This is a genomic window from Marinicrinis sediminis (genome assembly GCF_042685085.1).
Classification (GTDB): Bacteria; Bacillota; Bacilli; order Paenibacillales; family KCTC-33676; genus Marinicrinis; species Marinicrinis sediminis.
Genome location: NZ_JBHUMM010000001.1, coordinates 98,964 through 116,595, shown reverse-complemented (window position 1 = coordinate 116,595; position 17,632 = coordinate 98,964). Strand labels below are relative to the sequence as shown.

The 17,632-nt window shown below is 47.6% G+C and carries 20 protein-coding genes; all 20 read left to right on the top strand.

Features of this window, described 5'->3' with window-relative positions; all coding sequences use genetic code 11:
* The first annotated feature begins 11 nt into the window (after positions 1–11).
* Complete coding sequence (locus tag ACFSUC_RS00545) at positions 12–374, top strand: response regulator (RefSeq protein WP_379927435.1); 363 nt, start codon at positions 12–14, stop codon at positions 372–374.
* A 54-nt stretch (positions 375–428) separates the two neighbouring features.
* Entirely contained in the window at positions 429–1,052 is a 624-nt protein-coding gene (locus tag ACFSUC_RS00540; protein WP_379927434.1) for a flagellar biosynthetic protein FliO, read from the top strand.
* Positions 1,049–1,720, top strand: a complete 672-nt coding sequence (gene fliP, locus ACFSUC_RS00535; protein ID WP_379927433.1) for a flagellar type III secretion system pore protein FliP — start codon at positions 1,049–1,051, stop codon at positions 1,718–1,720. Before ACFSUC_RS00540 ends, fliP begins: the two co-directional genes overlap by 4 nt.
* Positions 1,721–1,851: 131 nt before the next feature.
* Entirely contained in the window at positions 1,852–2,121 is a 270-nt protein-coding gene (fliQ, locus tag ACFSUC_RS00530; protein WP_379927432.1) for a flagellar biosynthesis protein FliQ, read from the top strand.
* Positions 2,122–2,136: 15 nt separating this feature from the next.
* A complete protein-coding gene (gene fliR, locus ACFSUC_RS00525; protein WP_379927645.1) occupies positions 2,137–2,919 on the top strand; it encodes a flagellar biosynthetic protein FliR in 783 nt (260 codons plus the stop codon).
* Between the two features lie 22 nt (positions 2,920–2,941).
* Entirely contained in the window at positions 2,942–4,027 is a 1,086-nt protein-coding gene (gene flhB / locus ACFSUC_RS00520) for a flagellar biosynthesis protein FlhB (protein ID WP_379927431.1), read from the top strand.
* A 60-nt stretch (positions 4,028–4,087) separates the two neighbouring features.
* A complete protein-coding gene (gene flhA / locus ACFSUC_RS00515; RefSeq protein ID WP_379927430.1) occupies positions 4,088–6,121 on the top strand; it encodes a flagellar biosynthesis protein FlhA in 2,034 nt (677 codons plus the stop codon).
* Entirely contained in the window at positions 6,118–7,455 is a 1,338-nt protein-coding gene (gene flhF / locus ACFSUC_RS00510) for a flagellar biosynthesis protein FlhF (RefSeq protein ID WP_379927429.1), read from the top strand. The genes flhA and flhF overlap by 4 nt, the downstream gene beginning before the upstream one ends.
* Positions 7,448–8,317, top strand: coding sequence for a MinD/ParA family protein (locus tag ACFSUC_RS00505; protein WP_379927428.1), 870 nt, complete (start codon positions 7,448–7,450; stop codon positions 8,315–8,317). Before flhF ends, ACFSUC_RS00505 begins: the two co-directional genes overlap by 8 nt.
* A gap of 37 nt (positions 8,318–8,354) precedes the next feature.
* On the top strand, positions 8,355–9,491 hold the full coding sequence (locus ACFSUC_RS00500; RefSeq protein ID WP_379927427.1) for a protein-glutamate methylesterase/protein-glutamine glutaminase: 1,137 nt from the start codon (positions 8,355–8,357) through the stop codon (positions 9,489–9,491).
* Positions 9,492–9,549: 58 nt separating this feature from the next.
* The gene (locus ACFSUC_RS00495; protein ID WP_379927426.1) at positions 9,550–11,577 is read left to right on the top strand and encodes a chemotaxis protein CheW; all 2,028 of its coding nucleotides are present in this window, start codon (positions 9,550–9,552) and stop codon (positions 11,575–11,577) included.
* Between the two features lie 42 nt (positions 11,578–11,619).
* Positions 11,620–12,081 carry a chemotaxis protein CheW gene (locus ACFSUC_RS00490; RefSeq protein ID WP_379927425.1) on the top strand — a complete coding sequence of 154 codons (462 nt, stop codon included), beginning with the start codon at positions 11,620–11,622 and terminating at the stop codon, positions 12,079–12,081.
* Positions 12,081–12,725 carry a chemotaxis protein CheC gene (locus tag ACFSUC_RS00485; protein ID WP_379927424.1) on the top strand — a complete coding sequence of 215 codons (645 nt, stop codon included), beginning with the start codon at positions 12,081–12,083 and terminating at the stop codon, positions 12,723–12,725. The genes ACFSUC_RS00490 and ACFSUC_RS00485 overlap by 1 nt, the downstream gene beginning before the upstream one ends.
* The gene (locus tag ACFSUC_RS00480; RefSeq protein ID WP_379927423.1) at positions 12,722–13,216 is read left to right on the top strand and encodes a chemotaxis protein CheD; all 495 of its coding nucleotides are present in this window, start codon (positions 12,722–12,724) and stop codon (positions 13,214–13,216) included. Before ACFSUC_RS00485 ends, ACFSUC_RS00480 begins: the two co-directional genes overlap by 4 nt.
* 3 nt (positions 13,217–13,219) lie before the next feature.
* Positions 13,220–13,648, top strand: a complete 429-nt coding sequence (locus ACFSUC_RS00475) for a hypothetical protein (protein ID WP_379927422.1) — start codon at positions 13,220–13,222, stop codon at positions 13,646–13,648.
* A gap of 14 nt (positions 13,649–13,662) precedes the next feature.
* Positions 13,663–14,457 (top strand): FliA/WhiG family RNA polymerase sigma factor, encoded by a 795-nt coding sequence (locus tag ACFSUC_RS00470; protein ID WP_379927421.1) that lies wholly within the window; start codon positions 13,663–13,665, stop codon positions 14,455–14,457.
* A gap of 42 nt (positions 14,458–14,499) precedes the next feature.
* The gene (locus ACFSUC_RS00465; protein ID WP_379927420.1) at positions 14,500–15,903 is read left to right on the top strand and encodes a FapA family protein; all 1,404 of its coding nucleotides are present in this window, start codon (positions 14,500–14,502) and stop codon (positions 15,901–15,903) included.
* A 46-nt stretch (positions 15,904–15,949) separates the two neighbouring features.
* A complete protein-coding gene (locus tag ACFSUC_RS00460) occupies positions 15,950–16,279 on the top strand; it encodes a hypothetical protein (RefSeq protein WP_379927419.1) in 330 nt (109 codons plus the stop codon).
* Positions 16,280–16,358: 79 nt separating this feature from the next.
* Positions 16,359–16,910 (top strand): DUF6115 domain-containing protein, encoded by a 552-nt coding sequence (locus ACFSUC_RS00455; protein WP_379927418.1) that lies wholly within the window; start codon positions 16,359–16,361, stop codon positions 16,908–16,910.
* Positions 16,897–17,421: a hypothetical protein gene (locus ACFSUC_RS00450; protein WP_379927417.1), complete on the top strand. Its 525-nt coding sequence runs from the start codon at positions 16,897–16,899 to the stop codon at positions 17,419–17,421. The genes ACFSUC_RS00455 and ACFSUC_RS00450 overlap by 14 nt, the downstream gene beginning before the upstream one ends.
* The last annotated feature ends 211 nt before the right edge of the window (positions 17,422–17,632 follow it).

The following is a 17,632-nucleotide window of genomic DNA, read 5'->3' as shown; positions in this document are numbered from 1 at the left end:
AGGAAATAACAATGTCTAACAAAATTTTAATCGTGGATGATGCAGCTTTTATGAGAATGATGATCAAGGATATCCTTTCCAAAAACGGGTACGAGGTCGTTGGTGAGGCGAATGACGGTTCTCAGGCTGTTGAAAAGTACAAGGAGCTTCAACCGGATCTCGTGACCATGGATATTACGATGCCTGAAATGGACGGCATTACAGCACTGAAAGAGATTAAAAAAATGGATGGCAACGCAAAAGTCATTATGTGTTCCGCAATGGGGCAGCAAGCGATGGTCATCGATGCCATTCAGGCAGGAGCGAAAGATTTTATCGTAAAGCCATTTCAGGCTGATCGAGTCATCGAAGCGATTAAAAAAACATTAGGCTAATGGGACTGCCTGCAGGCAGGGCTAAAGGATTGGCTGCAGAAGGGATTGTGCAATTTGATCAGTCATAAAAGCTTACGAATTCTAACTGGAACATCCGTATCTGTCTGGAGCTGGTTTGCAGTTTCCAGGCTTGGGTTCGCAGCTGAAAACGACAAGTTAGACAATTCTTTCAATGGATGGGAACCGAATTTCTCATCCTTCATTTACGTCATGGTCGTTTTGATGGTGATAATTGGACTCATCATTGTTCTTCTCCGGTTCATTGCTCAAAAAAACAAAACCTGGTTTTCCCAATCTGGCATTCGGTCGATCAGTGCGCTAACCATTGCACAAAACCGTTCTGTCCATGTGGTCCAGATTGGCCCCAAGATCTACGTCTTGGGTGTGGGTGAGGATATCACGGTCGTGGATCGGATTGAAGGGGAAGAGCAAGTAACCGAATTGCTGAATGCGCTGGATCATCAGGAACAGAATCAGTCCCTGAGAGGGAAACTGAAGCTGGATCGACTCTGGTCGAAATTTCCCAAAAAGCAGTCGGACAAAGGATTGGATCATGAAGTTGAACCTGTATCTTTTCAGAAAGTGATGCTGGATCGACTTCATGAAATGTCCAATCAAAAAAACCACTTGCACGATCCATATGAGGATGATGAGCGAAATGGAAAGGATAAGCGATGAATAGGACCTTCGAAAATATTATCAATATACCGGGGCTTGAACCATCGAGTACCGTCTCCATCATCGTGCTCATCACGATCTTGAGTATTGCACCGGCCATCCTTTTGCTTATGACCTGCTTTACGAGAATTGTCATCGTTCTTGGCTTTGTCCGAACGGCACTGGCCACCCAGCAGATGCCTCCTACACAGGTCATTATTGGCCTGGCTTTATTTTTAAGTCTCTTCGTTATGGCGCCTACATTGTCGCAGATCAATGACGAAGCATTGCAACCGTATTTAAGGGGGGAAATTGAGAGTCAGACTGAAGCTCTCGAAAAGGCCAGCATTCCGATGAAGCAATTTATGGCCAAGCATACGAGGGAAAAGGACTTATTATTATTTTTGAATTATGCCAATACGGAAAGGCCGGAGAATGTAGAAGGCATTCCGCTCACGGCATTGATTCCAGCTTTTGCATTAAGTGAATTGAAGACAGCATTTCAGATGGGATTTATGATTTTTATCCCGTTTCTGATTATTGATATGGTCGTCGCCAGTGTCCTCATGTCGATGGGGATGATGATGTTGCCGCCAGTTATGATTTCATTGCCGTTCAAGATTTTGTTGTTTGTTCTGGTGGATGGCTGGCATCTGGTGGTCAAGTCCCTGTTGCTCAGCTTCAATTAGCGAACAGAAGAGACTACTGCATACGCGTTGTTAGAGGCGAGCTGTAAGAACAAGGAACAAGCAGCTGACACCAGAGAAAGCAGCGATTATCGTAAGAGGATACAGAAGGTGAGACAGACAGGGGGGATGGCATGAGCTCTGAATTTATTATTCAATTGGCAGGACAAGCTGTATATACCGTCTTGAAGATCAGCATGCCGCTCATGGTCATTGCACTCGCTGTAGGTCTTCTGATCAGTATCTTTCAGGCTACGACCCAGATCCAGGAACAGACGTTGGCGTTCGTTCCCAAAATCATTGCGGTGATGGTGGCCCTCTTGTTTTTCGGACGCTGGATGATCACCAATATGGTGGATTTCACCTATCAACTGCTTAATAATTTGCATAAATTCATAGGTTAGGCGATGGCGAGTGTGATCCAATTATTCTTTCAATATCTGCCTTATTTTTTGCTTGTTTTCTGTCGAATCACCTCTTTTTTTGTCGTAGCTCCCATTTATTCATCACGCGGAGTGCCGATACAATTCAAGATCGGGTTCTCTATTTTTGTGGCTTTGTTTACGTTTTTTACCTTATCTATCGAAACCAGTGTCTCTTGGGATTTATTAATCATCCCCTTGATTCTGAAAGAGGTATTGATCGGGTTATTGCTAGGTTTCGTGGCCTATTTGTTTTTTATGGTGGTCCAAATATCGGGATCATTTGTAGATATGCAGATGGGTTTTGGTATCGCCAATGTCATCGATCCCATGACGGGGACACAAAGCCCGGTTTTAGGTAATTTCAAATTTTTTATCATGACCTTGATTTTTCTGGCGATGAATGGTCACCATTTACTGCTCAGAGGCATTATGCAAAGCTATGAGTGGGTGCCCATCGATCACAAGATATTCCAGTCCATTGAGGATGGCACGATCAGTGCATTTTTGGTAGAGAGTTTTACCCTGGTTTTTGCTTCCGCTTTTCAGATGACCGCCCCCCTGATCGCAGCACTGTTTCTAACGGATGTGGCGCTGGGGATACTGGCGAAAACGGCCCCGCAGTTCAATATCTTCGTGGTCGGGATTCCACTGAAAATTATCGTCGGATACGTGATGCTTCTGCTGCTGGTTCCAGGTTTTCTGTACTTGTTTACCCAACTCTTTGAAACCATGTTTAATGAAATGAGCAGATTGCTGGATCTGATAGGCAGCACGTAATTCGCTTTGAGGAGTGGTCTGTGTGGCAAAATGGGCAATCAATCTACAGCTCTTTGCACAAGAAAAAACCGAAAAAGCCACACCAAAAAAGCAAAAGGAAGCTAGAGACAAGGGACAGGTCGCCAAAAGTTCGGATTTGCCCGGTGCCATGATTATGCTGTTTTGCTTTTTTGCTTTGTTTATGATGGGTGGGTATTACACGGACGGTGTCCATGAATTGTTTATGTATGCCTTCAAGCAGATGGTGATCGAGGAGTTTACGATGGATCATACACTGCTCATGATGAATGAGCTGATGATGAAAATGATGATCCTGCTCTTACCCATTATGTTTGTAGCGATGGTCGTCGCCTTTCTAGGCAATTACATTCAGATCGGCCTGCTCTTTACAACAGATCCACTCAAAATGAAGCTGGAAAAGATCAATATGCTAAAAGGATTTAAGAAGATTTTTTCCTTGCGTTCCTTGGTGGAATTTTTCAAATCCATTTTTAAAATATCGATCATCGGCCTGATCGTCTATCTCATCCTGCTTCGGGAAAAGGATCATCTCCTGGCACTGTCCACCTTGCCGCTAGGTGAAATGCTGGAGTATATTGGCGGACTTACTCTGATGCTCGGCCTGCTGATCGGTGCCATGCTGGTTATACTGGGCTGGGCTGATTTCTTCTATCAACGATACGAGCACAACAAATCGCTGAAGATGTCCAAGCAGGACATTAAGGACGAGTATAAAAAATCAGAAGGGGACCCTCAGATCAAAGCCAAAATTCGCGAAAGACAGCGTCGAATGGCGATGCAGCGCATGATGCAGGAGGTTCCGAAAGCCGATGTGATCATTACGAATCCGACTCACTATGCGGTCGCCATTCAGTATGACGGCACACGGATGGAAGCCCCGGTGGTCTTGGCTAAAGGGCAGGATTATGTGGCACTGAAAATCAAGGAAATGGCCAAAGAGCATCACATTCTGACTATGGAAAACAAACCTCTGGCACGGGCGTTGTATGCCCAGGTTGAAATTGGTGAAGCAATTCCGGCTGATTTGTTCCAGGCTGTCGCAGAGGTATTAGCATACGTGTACAAATTGAAAAACTCACCATCATGATAGGTAACCACATACGGAGCGCCAGCGTATGAGTGAGCGTGAAACGGAGGGCTAAGCAGCGTGAAGATCAGAGATCTATTAATCTTAATTAGTATTATCGGTATCGTAATGATGATGGTGGTTCCGCTGCCGACTGCGCTGCTCAGCGTGCTGCTGATCATTAATATATCGCTGGCACTTACGATTTTGCTGTTAGCGATGAATACGCAGGAAGCCCTTCAATTTTCTATTTTTCCTGCCATATTGCTCGTAACGACACTATTCCGGCTCGCCTTGAATATTTCGACAACACGGATCATCCTCTCTACCGGTGAAGGTGGAAACGTCATCGAAACATTCGGCCGATTTGTAGCTGGTGGACAGCTTGCCGTCGGTTTTGTCGTGTTTCTTATCCTCGTCATTGTACAGTTCCTGGTTATTACCAAAGGTTCAGAACGGGTGGCAGAGGTAGCAGCAAGATTTACTCTCGATGCCATGCCCGGGAAACAGATGAGTATAGACGCCGATCTCAATGCCGGACTGATCAATGAATCACAAGCGAAGGAACGCCGGCACAAAATTGAGAGAGAAGCCGATTTTTACGGGGCAATGGATGGGGCGAGCAAATTCGTAAAGGGAGATGCGATTGCCGGTATTATTATCTTGCTGGTCAATCTAATCGGAGGATTTGTCATCGGAATGGCGGTACAAGGCTGGGACTTGCAGACGTCTCTGGAGACGTATTCCATCTTGACCATTGGAGACGGTCTGGTCAGTCAGATTCCGGCACTCCTGATCTCTACCGCGGCCGGGATTATTGTAACTCGATCTGCTTCAGAAGGAAACTTCGCGCATGATGTGTCTTCCCAGTTGCTTAGCTATCCGAAGCTGCTTTACGTGGTGGCAGGTACCATTGCTTTTCTCGGCATTTTCACGCCGATCGAGCTTATTTTAACGATTCCGATTGCGGTTATCCTCGCTATTGCGGCATACCGTATGCAAAAGGCGATGAACATGCGCCAGGTCGAAGCAGATCAGATGGAAGAAGAGCAGGAGATTGAAGAGGTTCGCAGTCCGGAAAGTGTGATGAATCTGCTTCAGGTCGATCCGATCGAATTCGAGTTCGGTTATGGACTCATTCCATTGGCAGATGCACAGCAGGGGGGAGATTTGCTGGATCGCATCATTATGATCCGACGCCAGTGCGCTCTTGAAATGGGACTCGTTGTACCCGTCATCCGAATTCGCGACAATATTCAACTAAAACCGAATGAATATGTCATAAAAATTAAAGGAAATACCGTAGCCAATGGTGAATTACTACTTAATCACTATCTGGCAATGAGTTCAGGGATCGAGGACGAATCGGTCAGCGGTATTGAAACGACAGAACCTGCCTTTGGCCTGCCTGCGCTGTGGATAGATGAGCAGACGAAGGAACGGGCAGAGTTGTCAGGATACACCATTGTCGATCCGCCATCTGTCGTTGCGACGCACTTGACCGAAGTGATCAAGCGTCACGCTTACGAACTGCTGGGCAGACAGGAGACGAAATCCCTGATTGATCATTTGAAGGAACACTCCCCGGCTCTTGTAGAGGAAGTGGTACCCAATCTTCTGTCGGTGGGTGACATCCAGAAAGTGTTGGCCAAGCTCCTGAAGGAAAAAATTTCTATCCGTGATTTGGTCACGATATTTGAATCTTTGGCAGACTACGGTTCCTACACGAAGGATCATGATGTACTGACCGAGTATGTCAGACAGGGACTGTCCAGACAGATCACCCAGCAGTATGCAACCAGTGGGGAAGTGCTGAAAGTGGTGACGGTCAGTCCGGCTGTAGAAAAGAAAATTGCCGAAGCGGTTCAGCAGACGGATCAAGGCTCTTACCTGGCGCTGGACCCTGTCACGAGCCAGACCATTATTCGCAAATTAAATGAGGAACTGCAAAAATTGCTTCAATTGGGACATCAGCCAATCGTTCTCTCCTCTCCGACCATTCGCATGTATTTGCGTCATTTAACGGATCGTGTGCTATCCGATGTGCCGATCTTGTCCTACAATGAGTTGGAGTCGAATGTTGAGGTACAAAGTGTAGGGGTGGTGAACACATGAGAGTGAAGCGATATTTGGTAGACACCATGCCAGATGCGATGCAAAAAATAAGGAGCGAGCTTGGCAAGGATGCCGTCATTCTAAACACTAAAGAAGTGAAAACCGGTGGTTTTCTCGGCTTGTTCAGCAAGAAGAAGATCGAGGTGATCGCGGCGATTGATTCCGCATCACAGTCTTCCTCTTCAGTCAAGTCAACAACTGCTGTATCGGGAAACCAGCCTCCCGTTTCCATGGAAGGCAAAGGACGGTACCCGATGAATGCCTATGCTTCGATCCATCATGGCAGTACGCAGCCAAAGCAAGCTGCAACCCAGGAGTCACAAGCTTCAGCTGTAGCGCTGCTCGAACAGGAGATGGATAGACAAGCGCCTTCAAAAGCGGCTGTCGAGCAAAATCAACCCGCTGAAAGCGCCGTCAACGCCTCCTCTGCTAAGGGGTCATCGCCGGAGACCATGAACAGTCAGCTGTGGACAGAGCTCAGGCAATTAAAAGAAATGCTGAATGAAATGAACCAGGATCGCCATGCACAGCGGCATGCCCTTCCGGTCGAACTGATCGGCTATCAGTCTCGGCTGAAGCAACATGGTGTTTCAGAATCGCTGGTCAAACAGATCATGAAGCAGGCATCGGAAACGCTGAAACAAAACTCGGATTCGTCAGAGCGTGCTGCGCGAAGCGCGGTTGAGGCCGCGATCCATGCCATATTGTCCAAGGAACGAGTCCAGGGCGTGAGAATGGAAACCAAAATTGTCAATATCGTCGGACCGACTGGTGTGGGCAAGACGACAACGATTGCAAAACTCGCTGCAGAACAAGTGCTGCGCCATCACCGGAAAGTCGGATTTATTACCTCCGATACGTACCGGATTGCTGCGGTCGATCAGCTTCGGACCTATGCCAACATCTTGAACGTCCCGATGGAGGTCGTCTTCTCACCACAGGAATTCGTGAAAGCCTTTGAGAAACTTCAGGATTGTGACCTGATTTTCATGGACACGGCTGGAAGAAACTACCGGAATGAAATGTATGTGTCGGAATTGAATAGTTTATTAGCTGCACAGAAAGAAAATGAAACGTTTCTGGTCCTGAGCATTTCCGCCAAATATGAAGATATGAAAGTGATTACGGAGAACTTCTCCAAGTTCAAACTGGACAAAGTGTTGTTCACGAAAATGGATGAGACAGATTCCTATGGCTCTATTCTGAATCTGGCGCATGATTTTCCGCTTCAATTCTCTTATTTGACGAATGGACAGAACGTGCCGCAGGATATTGAGAAGCTTGATGTAGACAGATTGATAGACAAGCTTTTGGGGGAACAAACGGATGGCTGATCAGGCACAAAGCTTACGAAACTTAATCGATTCCTCGCCACTGGAGTTAACAGAACACACCAAGGTCATCGCCGTTACCAGCGGAAAAGGGGGGGTTGGGAAATCCAATTTCACCTTGAATTTTGCACTGGCCTTGCAGGAGAAAGGCCACAAAGTGCTCGTATTTGACGCCGATATTGGGCTCGCGAATCTGGACGTTCTGATGGGAATCTCCCCGAAGTTGCACCTTTATCACCTGCTGAAGAAAGAAAAGGGAATAGAGGAAATCGTCCAGGAGGGACCGAACGGGCTTCGGTTTATTGCAGGTGGATCGGGCTTTAATGACTTGCTGACACTTAGCGAGGATCAGCTGCAATATTTTATGGATGAGGTCGGCAGCTTGAATGGGGCGTATGACTATATCCTTTTCGATACGGGGGCCGGGCTCTCGAAGGAAACACTCAATTTTATATTAGCGGCAGAACAGTCCATCGTGGTGACGACGCCCGAGCCGACCTCCATTACGGATGCGTACGCCATTATCAAAATGGTAACCAACATGCAGTACAAAATTAACTTCAATCTGGTGGTGAACCGGGTGACAGATTCACGTGAAGGGAAAGCGACGGCCGATAAAATCTCGCTTGTTGCGAGAAAATTTCTCGATCTGGACATCCCGACGCTAGGCTATATCAGCGACGATCAGCATGTGTCAAAAGCCGTTAAGAAACAAGTGCCCTTCACGATCGCATTTCCTGGCTGTCACGCATCGAAAGACATGCGAGAGCTCGCCCGACAATTCATGATGGAGCGCTCTCAACCAAAAACCGAAGTGGGAATGAAGGGCTTTATTCATCGCATGATGCGATTCATGAAATCATAGTAAGGATCAGGGATCAAGCTTCTAGGGAGTGTATGGTATGAAACAGTATAAAGTAATGGTGGTCGATGACTCTGCGTTTATGCGGAAAATCATCTCAGACTTAATCAACGAAGATCCGCAGTTCAACGTCATTTATACTGCGAAAAATGGTAGAGAAGCGATTGAGCAAACCAAACTGCTGCAACCTGATGTGATTACGATGGATGTGCAAATGCCGGAGATGGATGGCATTGAAGCTTTGAAAATCATCATGGATGAGCACCCCGTACCGGTCGTGATGCTTAGCAGTGTGACCAATGAGGGAGCGGAAACGACGATTCAGGCTCTAGAGATGGGCGCAGTTGATTTTGTGCAAAAGCCATCAGGCTCCATTTCTCTTGATTTGTATAAAGTGAAGCAAACCTTGATTGAGAAACTGAAAATCGCGGCTATGAACAGCTCGGCAGCAAGTGAAAAGAGCCATGCTTCCAGTCCGAACGCGGCACCGCTTGTGCAGCGATTGACCCGCTTCTCCAAGGAAATGGCTTATGAGCGTTCTGTCAGAAGCCAGGAAGCAACTCCTGACAAAGCGGTTCGATCGGTGTCTACAACCTTTCAGAAAATTGTGGCAATCGGCACCTCAACAGGAGGTCCCAAGGCACTACAAGAGGTATTGAGTCATATTCCCGGTGACTTCCCGGCTCCAATCGTGATCGTTCAGCATATGCCGCCAAAATTCACCCTCTCGCTGGCGCAGCGACTGAACAGCAGTTGTGCGATACAAGTGTATGAAGCGGAGGATCAGACGAAGTTGCTTCCCGGCTGTGCCTATATTGCACCCGGTGGTTATCATATGTCGATACAAAAACGTGGCAAACAAGATTATCGAACGGTGATCACTCGTGAGGAGCCGCGTATGGGTCATCGACCTTCCGTCGATATCCTGTTCGAATCACTGCGACCGTTGACTGAACTGGAACAATACGTGGTCCTGATGACGGGGATGGGGAGTGATGGAGCAAAAGGGATGAAGACCTTAAAAGAACATGGCGCCAAGGCCACGCTCGCTGAATCAGAAGAAACTTGTATTGTTTACGGGATGCCCCGCTCAGCAGTTGAACTGAACGGAGTGGATCATTTGCTTCCCTTATACGCAATCGCTCCAAAACTGGTTGAACTCGTAGGCTCTACTTAATGCTTCTTGCATGCCATACATTCGTATGCACCCAAAACTCAAGGAGGTGTGTGGATAAATGGAAATGAACCAATATTTATCCATGTTTATCGACGAATCTAGAGATCATCTGCAGGCGATGAATGACAACCTGCTGAACCTGGAAAATGCACCTGAAGATATTTCAATTGTACAAGCTATCTTTCGATCTGCGCATACTTTGAAAGGGATGTCCGCGACAATGGGGTTCGAAGATCTGGCCTCATTGACTCATGAGATGGAAAATGTACTGGATTTGGTCCGCAACGATAAGCTTCACATGTCCGCCCCGATTTTTGACGCCTTGTTCCAGAGTCTCGATCATTTGGAATCCATGGTCACCGACATCATTAACGGGGGAACGGGTAAAGCCGATGTGGCCGATACCGTGAAATCCTTGCAGGCGATTGTTTCCGGGGACGTGGGGACGAAGGAAGCATCTGCCTCTGCAGAAGAGGCGTCAGCCATTGATCTGGATGAGTTTCAGTTCAACATTCTCAAGCAGTCCATGGAGTCAGACCACCATGTCTATTATATTCATGTCCTTGTAAATGAAAATTGTATGTTGAAAGCTGCCAGGGCGTATATGGTATTCGACGCGCTGGAGAACAACGGAGAGATCGTCAAATCCACTCCTTCTGTGCAGGATATTGAACAGGAGCAGTTTGATCGCCAGTTTTCCGTTTATTACATAACCCATCTTGAAGCTGATGCTCTGAAAAAGCTGATCGAGAATGTATCTGAAATTGAAAAAGCGGAAGTAACCGGCCTGACCGAGGAAACGTTGGATGAGATGTTCAAGGCTAAAAATGAAGCCGCTGCCGCAGTAGCACAAGCACCTAAAAAAGAAGCAGCTCCCACTGCAACGGATAGCAATGGCGCTCCGGCCAAACCGGCTGCACCGAAAACAGGTGCCCAGGTAAACCGTACAATCCGTGTCGATATTGAGCGGCTGGATCAGTTGATGAACCTGTTCAGTGAAATGCTGATAGACCGGGTTCGGCTTGAATCACTCTCTTCCGAAATTCAGCGTACCGATCTGACTGAAACGGTTGAGCACATGGCTCGGATCAGCTCTGAGCTGCAAAACCTTGTACTTAAACTTCGGATGGTGCCGATCGAGACGGTCTTTAACCGATTCCCTAGAATGATCCGGGATATTGCCAAATCCCTGGAGAAAAAGGTGGATCTGGTGGTGACGGGCGCAGATACCGAACTGGATCGCACGGTCGTGGATGAGATTGGAGATCCTTTGGTGCATTTGCTTCGTAACGCGGTAGACCACGGTATTGAGACGCCGGGTGAGCGCAGTGGAGCCGGAAAGCCGGAAATGGGGACCATTCATTTGCGGGCTTACCATGGCGGCAATAATGTCTTTATCGAAATTGAAGAAGACGGCAAAGGAATCAACCGTGACCGAGTGCTGAAGACAGCTATCAAGAACGGGGTCGTCACCCAAGAAGCAGGCGAATCTATGAGCGACAATGAAGTCTACCAGCTTCTATTTGCAGCAGGATTCAGTACCGCTGACAAAATCACAGACATTTCTGGCCGGGGTGTTGGACTGGATGTCGTCAAATCCAAAATTAATTCCTTGGGCGGACAGGTGCATGTGGAGTCCAAACTGCATCAAGGAACCAAATTCACCATTCAACTGCCTTTAACGCTCTCTATTATTACCGCCATGCTGATCCGACTTGGGGATGAGAAATATGCGATTCCACTTTCGGCGATCGTGGAGACCATGCTAGCAGAAAAAACGCAGCTCAAGCATGTACATGGCAATACGATGATTGAATACCGGGAAGGCATGATTCCGGTCATTTCCCTGAAAAAGGTGCTGGAATGTCCGACGGCGGATGAAGAGGCCCAGGAATACCACCTCGTTATCGTGAAAAAGGGAGAAAAGCATGCAGCGCTGATGGTCGATGAATTTATCGGACAGCAGGAAATCGTGCTGAAGACGCTTGGACAGTATCTCAAAAATATCTTCGCGGTTTCAGGCGCCACGATCCTGGGTGACGGTCAGGTTGCCCTCATTATTGATCCTTCTGTATTGATTAAATAATTATCCATTAACGTTACGCTCAATTATAAGGAGGTCATTCACATGGCAGAAGAATTGAAAGTGATTGTGTTTTCACTTGGAGAAGAAGAGTATGGTGTGGAAGTAGACAAGGTGCAAACGATCGAGCGGATGTCTCCGTTGACACGTGTACCGAAAACGCCTGACTTTATTAAAGGGGTCATCAATCTTCGAGGTGTTGTGGTTCCGGTGATAGATTTGAGAGGACGATTCAACTTGCCGGAGACGGATCATACAGAAAGCACGCGCATCATCATCGTCGCAGTGAATGACATTCAGGTCGGGATGATTGTAGACGCAGCCAATGACGTGATCGATGTGGATACCGATCATATCGAAGATCCTCCGGAAGTCGTAGGCGGCATCAAAGCCAAGTACCTGCGAGGCGTTGCAAAAATCGGAGACGGCAGACTGCTGATTATGCTGAACTTGAGCGAAGTGCTCAACAAGCAAGAGATCATTCAATTAGAAAAAATTGAGGAGTAATGCTTGTGTATTTATTCGATCATATGGAAGAATTCCAGTTTGATGTCCTTCGTGAAGTAGGCAATATTGGAGCAGGAAATGCGGCAACCGCTTTATCCAAACTGTTGGAGAAACCAGTCGATATGATGGTTCCACAGGTCAAGCTGATTCCGTTTGAGCAAATACCGGATATTGTAGGCGGGGCGGAAGAAGTGGTCATTGCCGTATTCCTGAGAGTGGTGGGAGATGCTCCGGGCAATTTGTTTTTCCTTATTAGCCGGGAATCTGCCGTTCAGTTGCTGTCCAAGGTTGTGGGGTCCCAGGAGCTGATGAAAGCGCTGGAAAACGACAGTTTGGACCTGACTGAGCTTCAGGTTTCGGCTTTGCAGGAAATGGGCAATATTTTGGCGGGTTCCTACTTGTCTTCTCTGGCTGATTTTACGCAACTGTCCATGTCGCCAACCGTACCTTCCCTGGCGATTGATATGGCGGGAGCGATTCTGAGTTACGGATTGATTCAATTTGGAGAAATGGGGGAGCATGCGGTACTGATTGATACCACTTTTCATGATGGAGAAGACCAGGTTGAAGGTCATTTCTTTCTCATTCCTGACCCTGAATCATTCGGGAAAATATTTGCCGCGTTGGGAGTGCCGCTTGAATGACAGAAGAGAATCTGGTCAAAGTAGGTATGGCAGACCTGAAAATCCTTGTGGCTACCGGTTCCTTGCGTACAACAGGACTAGGCTCTTGTGTAGGGCTTACCTTATATGATCCTGTGACGAAAATTGCCGGTATGGCTCATGTGATGCTGCCATCTGCTTCGATTGCGAAAGAAGGGAATTTAAACAAGGCGAAGTATGCGGATACGGCGATACCCGAGCTGATCGAGCAAATGGTACAGGCCGGAGCAGTGCAGAAGCGCTTTGAAGCGAAAATGGCAGGAGGTGCGCAGATGTTTGCATTTAGCGGGAACAGCGATATGATGCGAATTGGCCCCCGAAATGTGGAAATGTGTACCGAACTGCTGGAAAAACTTCGGATCCCGATCAAATCCGAGGATACAGGCGGAAATTATGGTAGAACCATTGAATTGAGCAGCGATTCCGGCATGCTGAGCATCCGGAGTGTAAATAAAGGAACAAAGGAAATATAGAAGATGAAACAAAGACTGCAGATTAGCTACTTAATTTCTGTCATTGGCATGTGTGTGACGTTCTTTTTTTCCATGTTGAAAAATCCGATCATGACGTCATTGATTCGAGCGATTGTCTGCTTTGGACTCTTTTTCGTCGTATCGTTCGTCTTTATTAAATTGATGTCCCTTGTGTTTCAGCCGCTTAAATCCATGCAGCCTCAGGATGCGGAGCATCTGGGCCAACGCGTGGACCTGTCGACACCGGATGATGTAACCTTGCCGGACCAAAACTCAGCTGAACCAAGAAGAGATCAAGGCGGCAGCCAGGACAAGCAACCAGAAGAGGGATTTGCTCCTCTGAATCTTCCTCACTTGAAACGCAATGAACAAACGGCAAACCCTGAGGAAATGGCAAAGGCGCTTCGTCATCTCTCCGATTCCGATGAATAAGGGTGGTGATTACCATGAATTCAGGTGCAGAGAAACAGACACCATTATCCGAGCAGGAGCTGTGGCTCGCTTGGAAAGAACATCAGGACCTGAATGCCAAGCGTTCGCTAATTGAAAAGCATCTGCCTCTGGTCGATTACGTGGTGCATCGCCTGGCTATAGGCATGCCGGGCAATGTATCGAGGGATGATTTGAGCAGTCATGGTGTGATGGGATTGATTGATGCCGTAGACAAATTTGATCTGTCTCGTGGATTGATGTTCGAAACGTATGCCACCTGGCGAATCAGGGGGGCCATCATCGATGGGCTTCGCCAGGGAGACTGGGTTCCGCGGTCTGTGAGAGACAAGGCCAAAAAGCTGGAAGAGGCCTACCAGGTACTGGAACAACACCATTTGAGAACCGCTTCCGATCAAGAGGTCAGTGAGCATCTGGGTATTGAACTGCATGAATACCATCAGATGCTTCAGGAGGTGGCAGTCACAACCCTTACGTCGCTGGAAGAACCGCTTCGAGAAGAGGAATCAGAGACTCGCCTGTCCATGCTGACTGATGATAACGTGAAACGTCCTGATTCTACCGTACACGATGTTTATCTGAAGCAATGTCTTGCAGAAGGAATAGAGCGATTGACCGAAAAGGAACGCACCGTCATTACCCTCATGTATTTTGAGGATTTGACCTTGACCGAGATTTCCGAAGTGCTGTCTTTGACCCCTTCGCGAATTTCTCAGTTGCATTCCAAGGCTATTCTGAGATTGCGTGGCGCCCTGCAGAGGATGAAAGAACAACTGCTTAATGAAGTGTAGAAATGAGCGTGCAGAGCTTCATGTTAGGAGAGTGGAATAGACATGAATAGACAGTTGGAGCGATGGATTCAAGTCGATGTCAGCTCCGATCGCCTGGAGGCTGATTTGGCTTTCAAACCTGCCGATGACGACGAGATGGTGTTGACCGTTGGGGAAGTCGAGCAATTTTTGAATGCGAAGGGCATCAAGCATGGCATCCTGTCCGATGTGCTTGCGCAAATATGTGCCGATCCTTCGTCTTACTACCTCACCAAATCCACCATAGCGCTTGGACAGGCTCCAGTGGATGGCAAGGACGGCATCATTGATTTGATTTATCCGACTGAGAACGAAGAACTGGCTCCGAGGAAAACGGGTGATGGAGCGGTGGATCTCAAGGAAGTGCGTCGTCTGAACAATGTAAGCAAGGGACAGCCCATCGCCAAAAAGATTCCCCCTGAGGAAGGAACACCTGGTATTTCGGTATCTGGAGATGCGATTCCATGCAAAAATGGCAAAGAAGCCCGGTTCAAAATCGGGAAAAATGTAGTCTGCGACCCGGATGGTAGTACCCTGTATGCCGCTATTGACGGCTTGTTCACCTTTACGGATGATGGAAAAATGAACGTATTTCCAGTCTATGAGGTGAATGGAGATGTGGATTACAGTGTCGGCAACATCGATTTTATCGGCAATGTCGTCATCAGAGGAAACGTGCTGGATGGATTTAAAATCAATGCGGCAGGGGACATCCGTGTCATAGGCGGCGTAGAAGGCGCCGTTTTGGAAGCAGGAGGCTCCATCGATATTACAGCGGGCATTCTCGGGCATAACAAAGGGCACGTCCGTGCGGCCGTCAATATTAAGAGCGCATTTATCCAGGATGCTCATGTGGAGGCAGGCGAGGAAGTCATCGTTTCTCAGAGTATCATGCATTCTCATATTCGGGCTGGCAAATCGGTTGTCTGCTCCGGCAGCAAGGGGCTGATCGTGGGCGGCGTCATCCAGGCGGGTGAACATGTCACGGCTCGATCCATCGGAAACTCCATGTCTACGGCGACGACGATAGAGGTGGGCGTACTGCCTGAACTGCGGAATGAGTTAACCGAATTGCGCAAAAAAATCACGGAGTTCAAAAGCAACATGGACAAAACAGAAAAAGCGCTGAAGATTCTCGATCAACTGGCTTCGACCGGTCAGATAGACAAGGACAAGCTGGCGATGCGGATCAAGCTGAACAATACGAAAAAACAGCTGGAAGAAGATACAGCAGAAGCCAAAGAACGCATGCTGATGATCGAAAAGGCGTTGGAGGAATCAGTCGATGCCTATATTGACGTTCAACATACGATCTATGGTGGAGCCAAGATTGTCATCGGACGCCAGGTGAAGTTTATCAAGGATGAGATGAAGTATATTCATTTCCATCTGCATGAAGGGGAAATTGCTTCGACCGGCAAGTCGTGATGCCTGATGGAATCCAGTCTATTCAATGGAAAGGAGGGCAATCGGGATGAACCTTAAACCGATTGAACTGCAAATCGCGCTCCCTCGAACCTCAGAAGCTGGTGCACAGCAAAAACAGCAAATGGATCGTCCGACCATAGAGCAGCAAATGCTGGCCGCATCTACCGTGAAGCAGAATGACCGCAGAAAGAAAGCGACGGAGGAATTGGAGCATACAGACGGGGCTATCATTCGTGATGACGAGTCCGCCTCCCGTCATGGTCAGGAAGGCAGCTCATCCAACAAGAAATCACCTTCCAAAAAGGGAGATGATCAGAAGAGCCAGGACAAGTGGGTGCATCCTCACAAGGGAAAGCATATTGATCTGTCCCTGTAGATGCATAGTCGCACGTTTATATCCCGGCGGTTGAGCCATTCAGACGAAGCAAAATGAATGCGGATAAAGGAGTACCCATATGGAAGAATCATGGCAGCTAATTGCATTGCTCGGAGCTGTTATTGTCGTGTTTTCTGCAATACAAAGCAAGAAACAGCATAACCAGGCACCTTCGGATCTCATTCGAGAGATGGAGGATGCCTTTACGCAATTTTCGTCGGATATTTCGGAAGACAATGAACGAGTGGTTCAGCATGTTGATCAGACCAAATCCAGACTGGAAGATGAATTGCATGCATTGAAGGAGCAGATGCATGACCTTGTGAAGGAGAATGAGCGTCTGTCAACGGAATTGAGTGAGCTTAAGCATGCGCACGCCATCACCGCAGAGCGTATAGAGCAAAGGCCGGTGAATCAGGCAGATACAGCCCTTTCTGCTGAACCTTCCGTCCAGTTGGACAGTCAGCCCGATCCGGACTCGATCGCCGTGCGTTACGAAACCCTGCTTGATATGCATCGTCAGGGAAAATCGATTGAGCATATTGCCAAAAGCCAGGGGATAAACAAGGGCGAAGTTCAGCTAATTATTACTCTAGCCGCACAGGAGGAACAGGAACGTGCTCAAAAATAGCTTGTTTTTGCGTGGACTGGGCATCGGCATGTTTTTGGCTGCAATTCTAATCTTTCTGATGAATGCAGGCAGCAGCAAACTGGATTCATTCAAAGACAACGAGCTGGCTCATGATCCAGGCAACCTGAGCCTGGAACAGCTGGAAGAGGCAGCAGACAGGCTAGGCTATGAAGTGAAGCCGGCTGGACAAGCAGACGACGCTGCCGGGGAAGCCGGGTATACCCGAGATGAGGTGGAGGCGGAGATTGCAAAAGCGAAATCCGAATGGGAAAAAGGCAGGTCATCAGATGATCCGACAGGTAAATACGTACGCTCCTTTTATATTTCTCCTTCGATGACGTCCAATGAAGTGGCTAACGTGCTGCTTGATCTTGATCTGATCACAGACAAGTCTGCCTTTATTTCCATCTTCGATGAGAGACAGCTTCATTCCAAAATTCAACTGGGTGTGTACGTCTTTGAAGATGACCCCGAAATGGAAGACATTATTGCCCGAATTACGAGGTCCTGAGCGGTGTCTGGATGGACAGACACCGCTCAGGATCTTTTTGTTAGGTGAATGAAAAAACGGAGTTGCAACCCCTATTCAGATATGGTATATTATTTGACGGTGTTAATACACACGCTGTCCAATTTTGACAAGGGTGCTTCGATATTGGAAGTCTTGTCGAAAGATGAAGATAGCGGAGGAAAACAAAAACCATTCATAGAGGAGGTGCGTG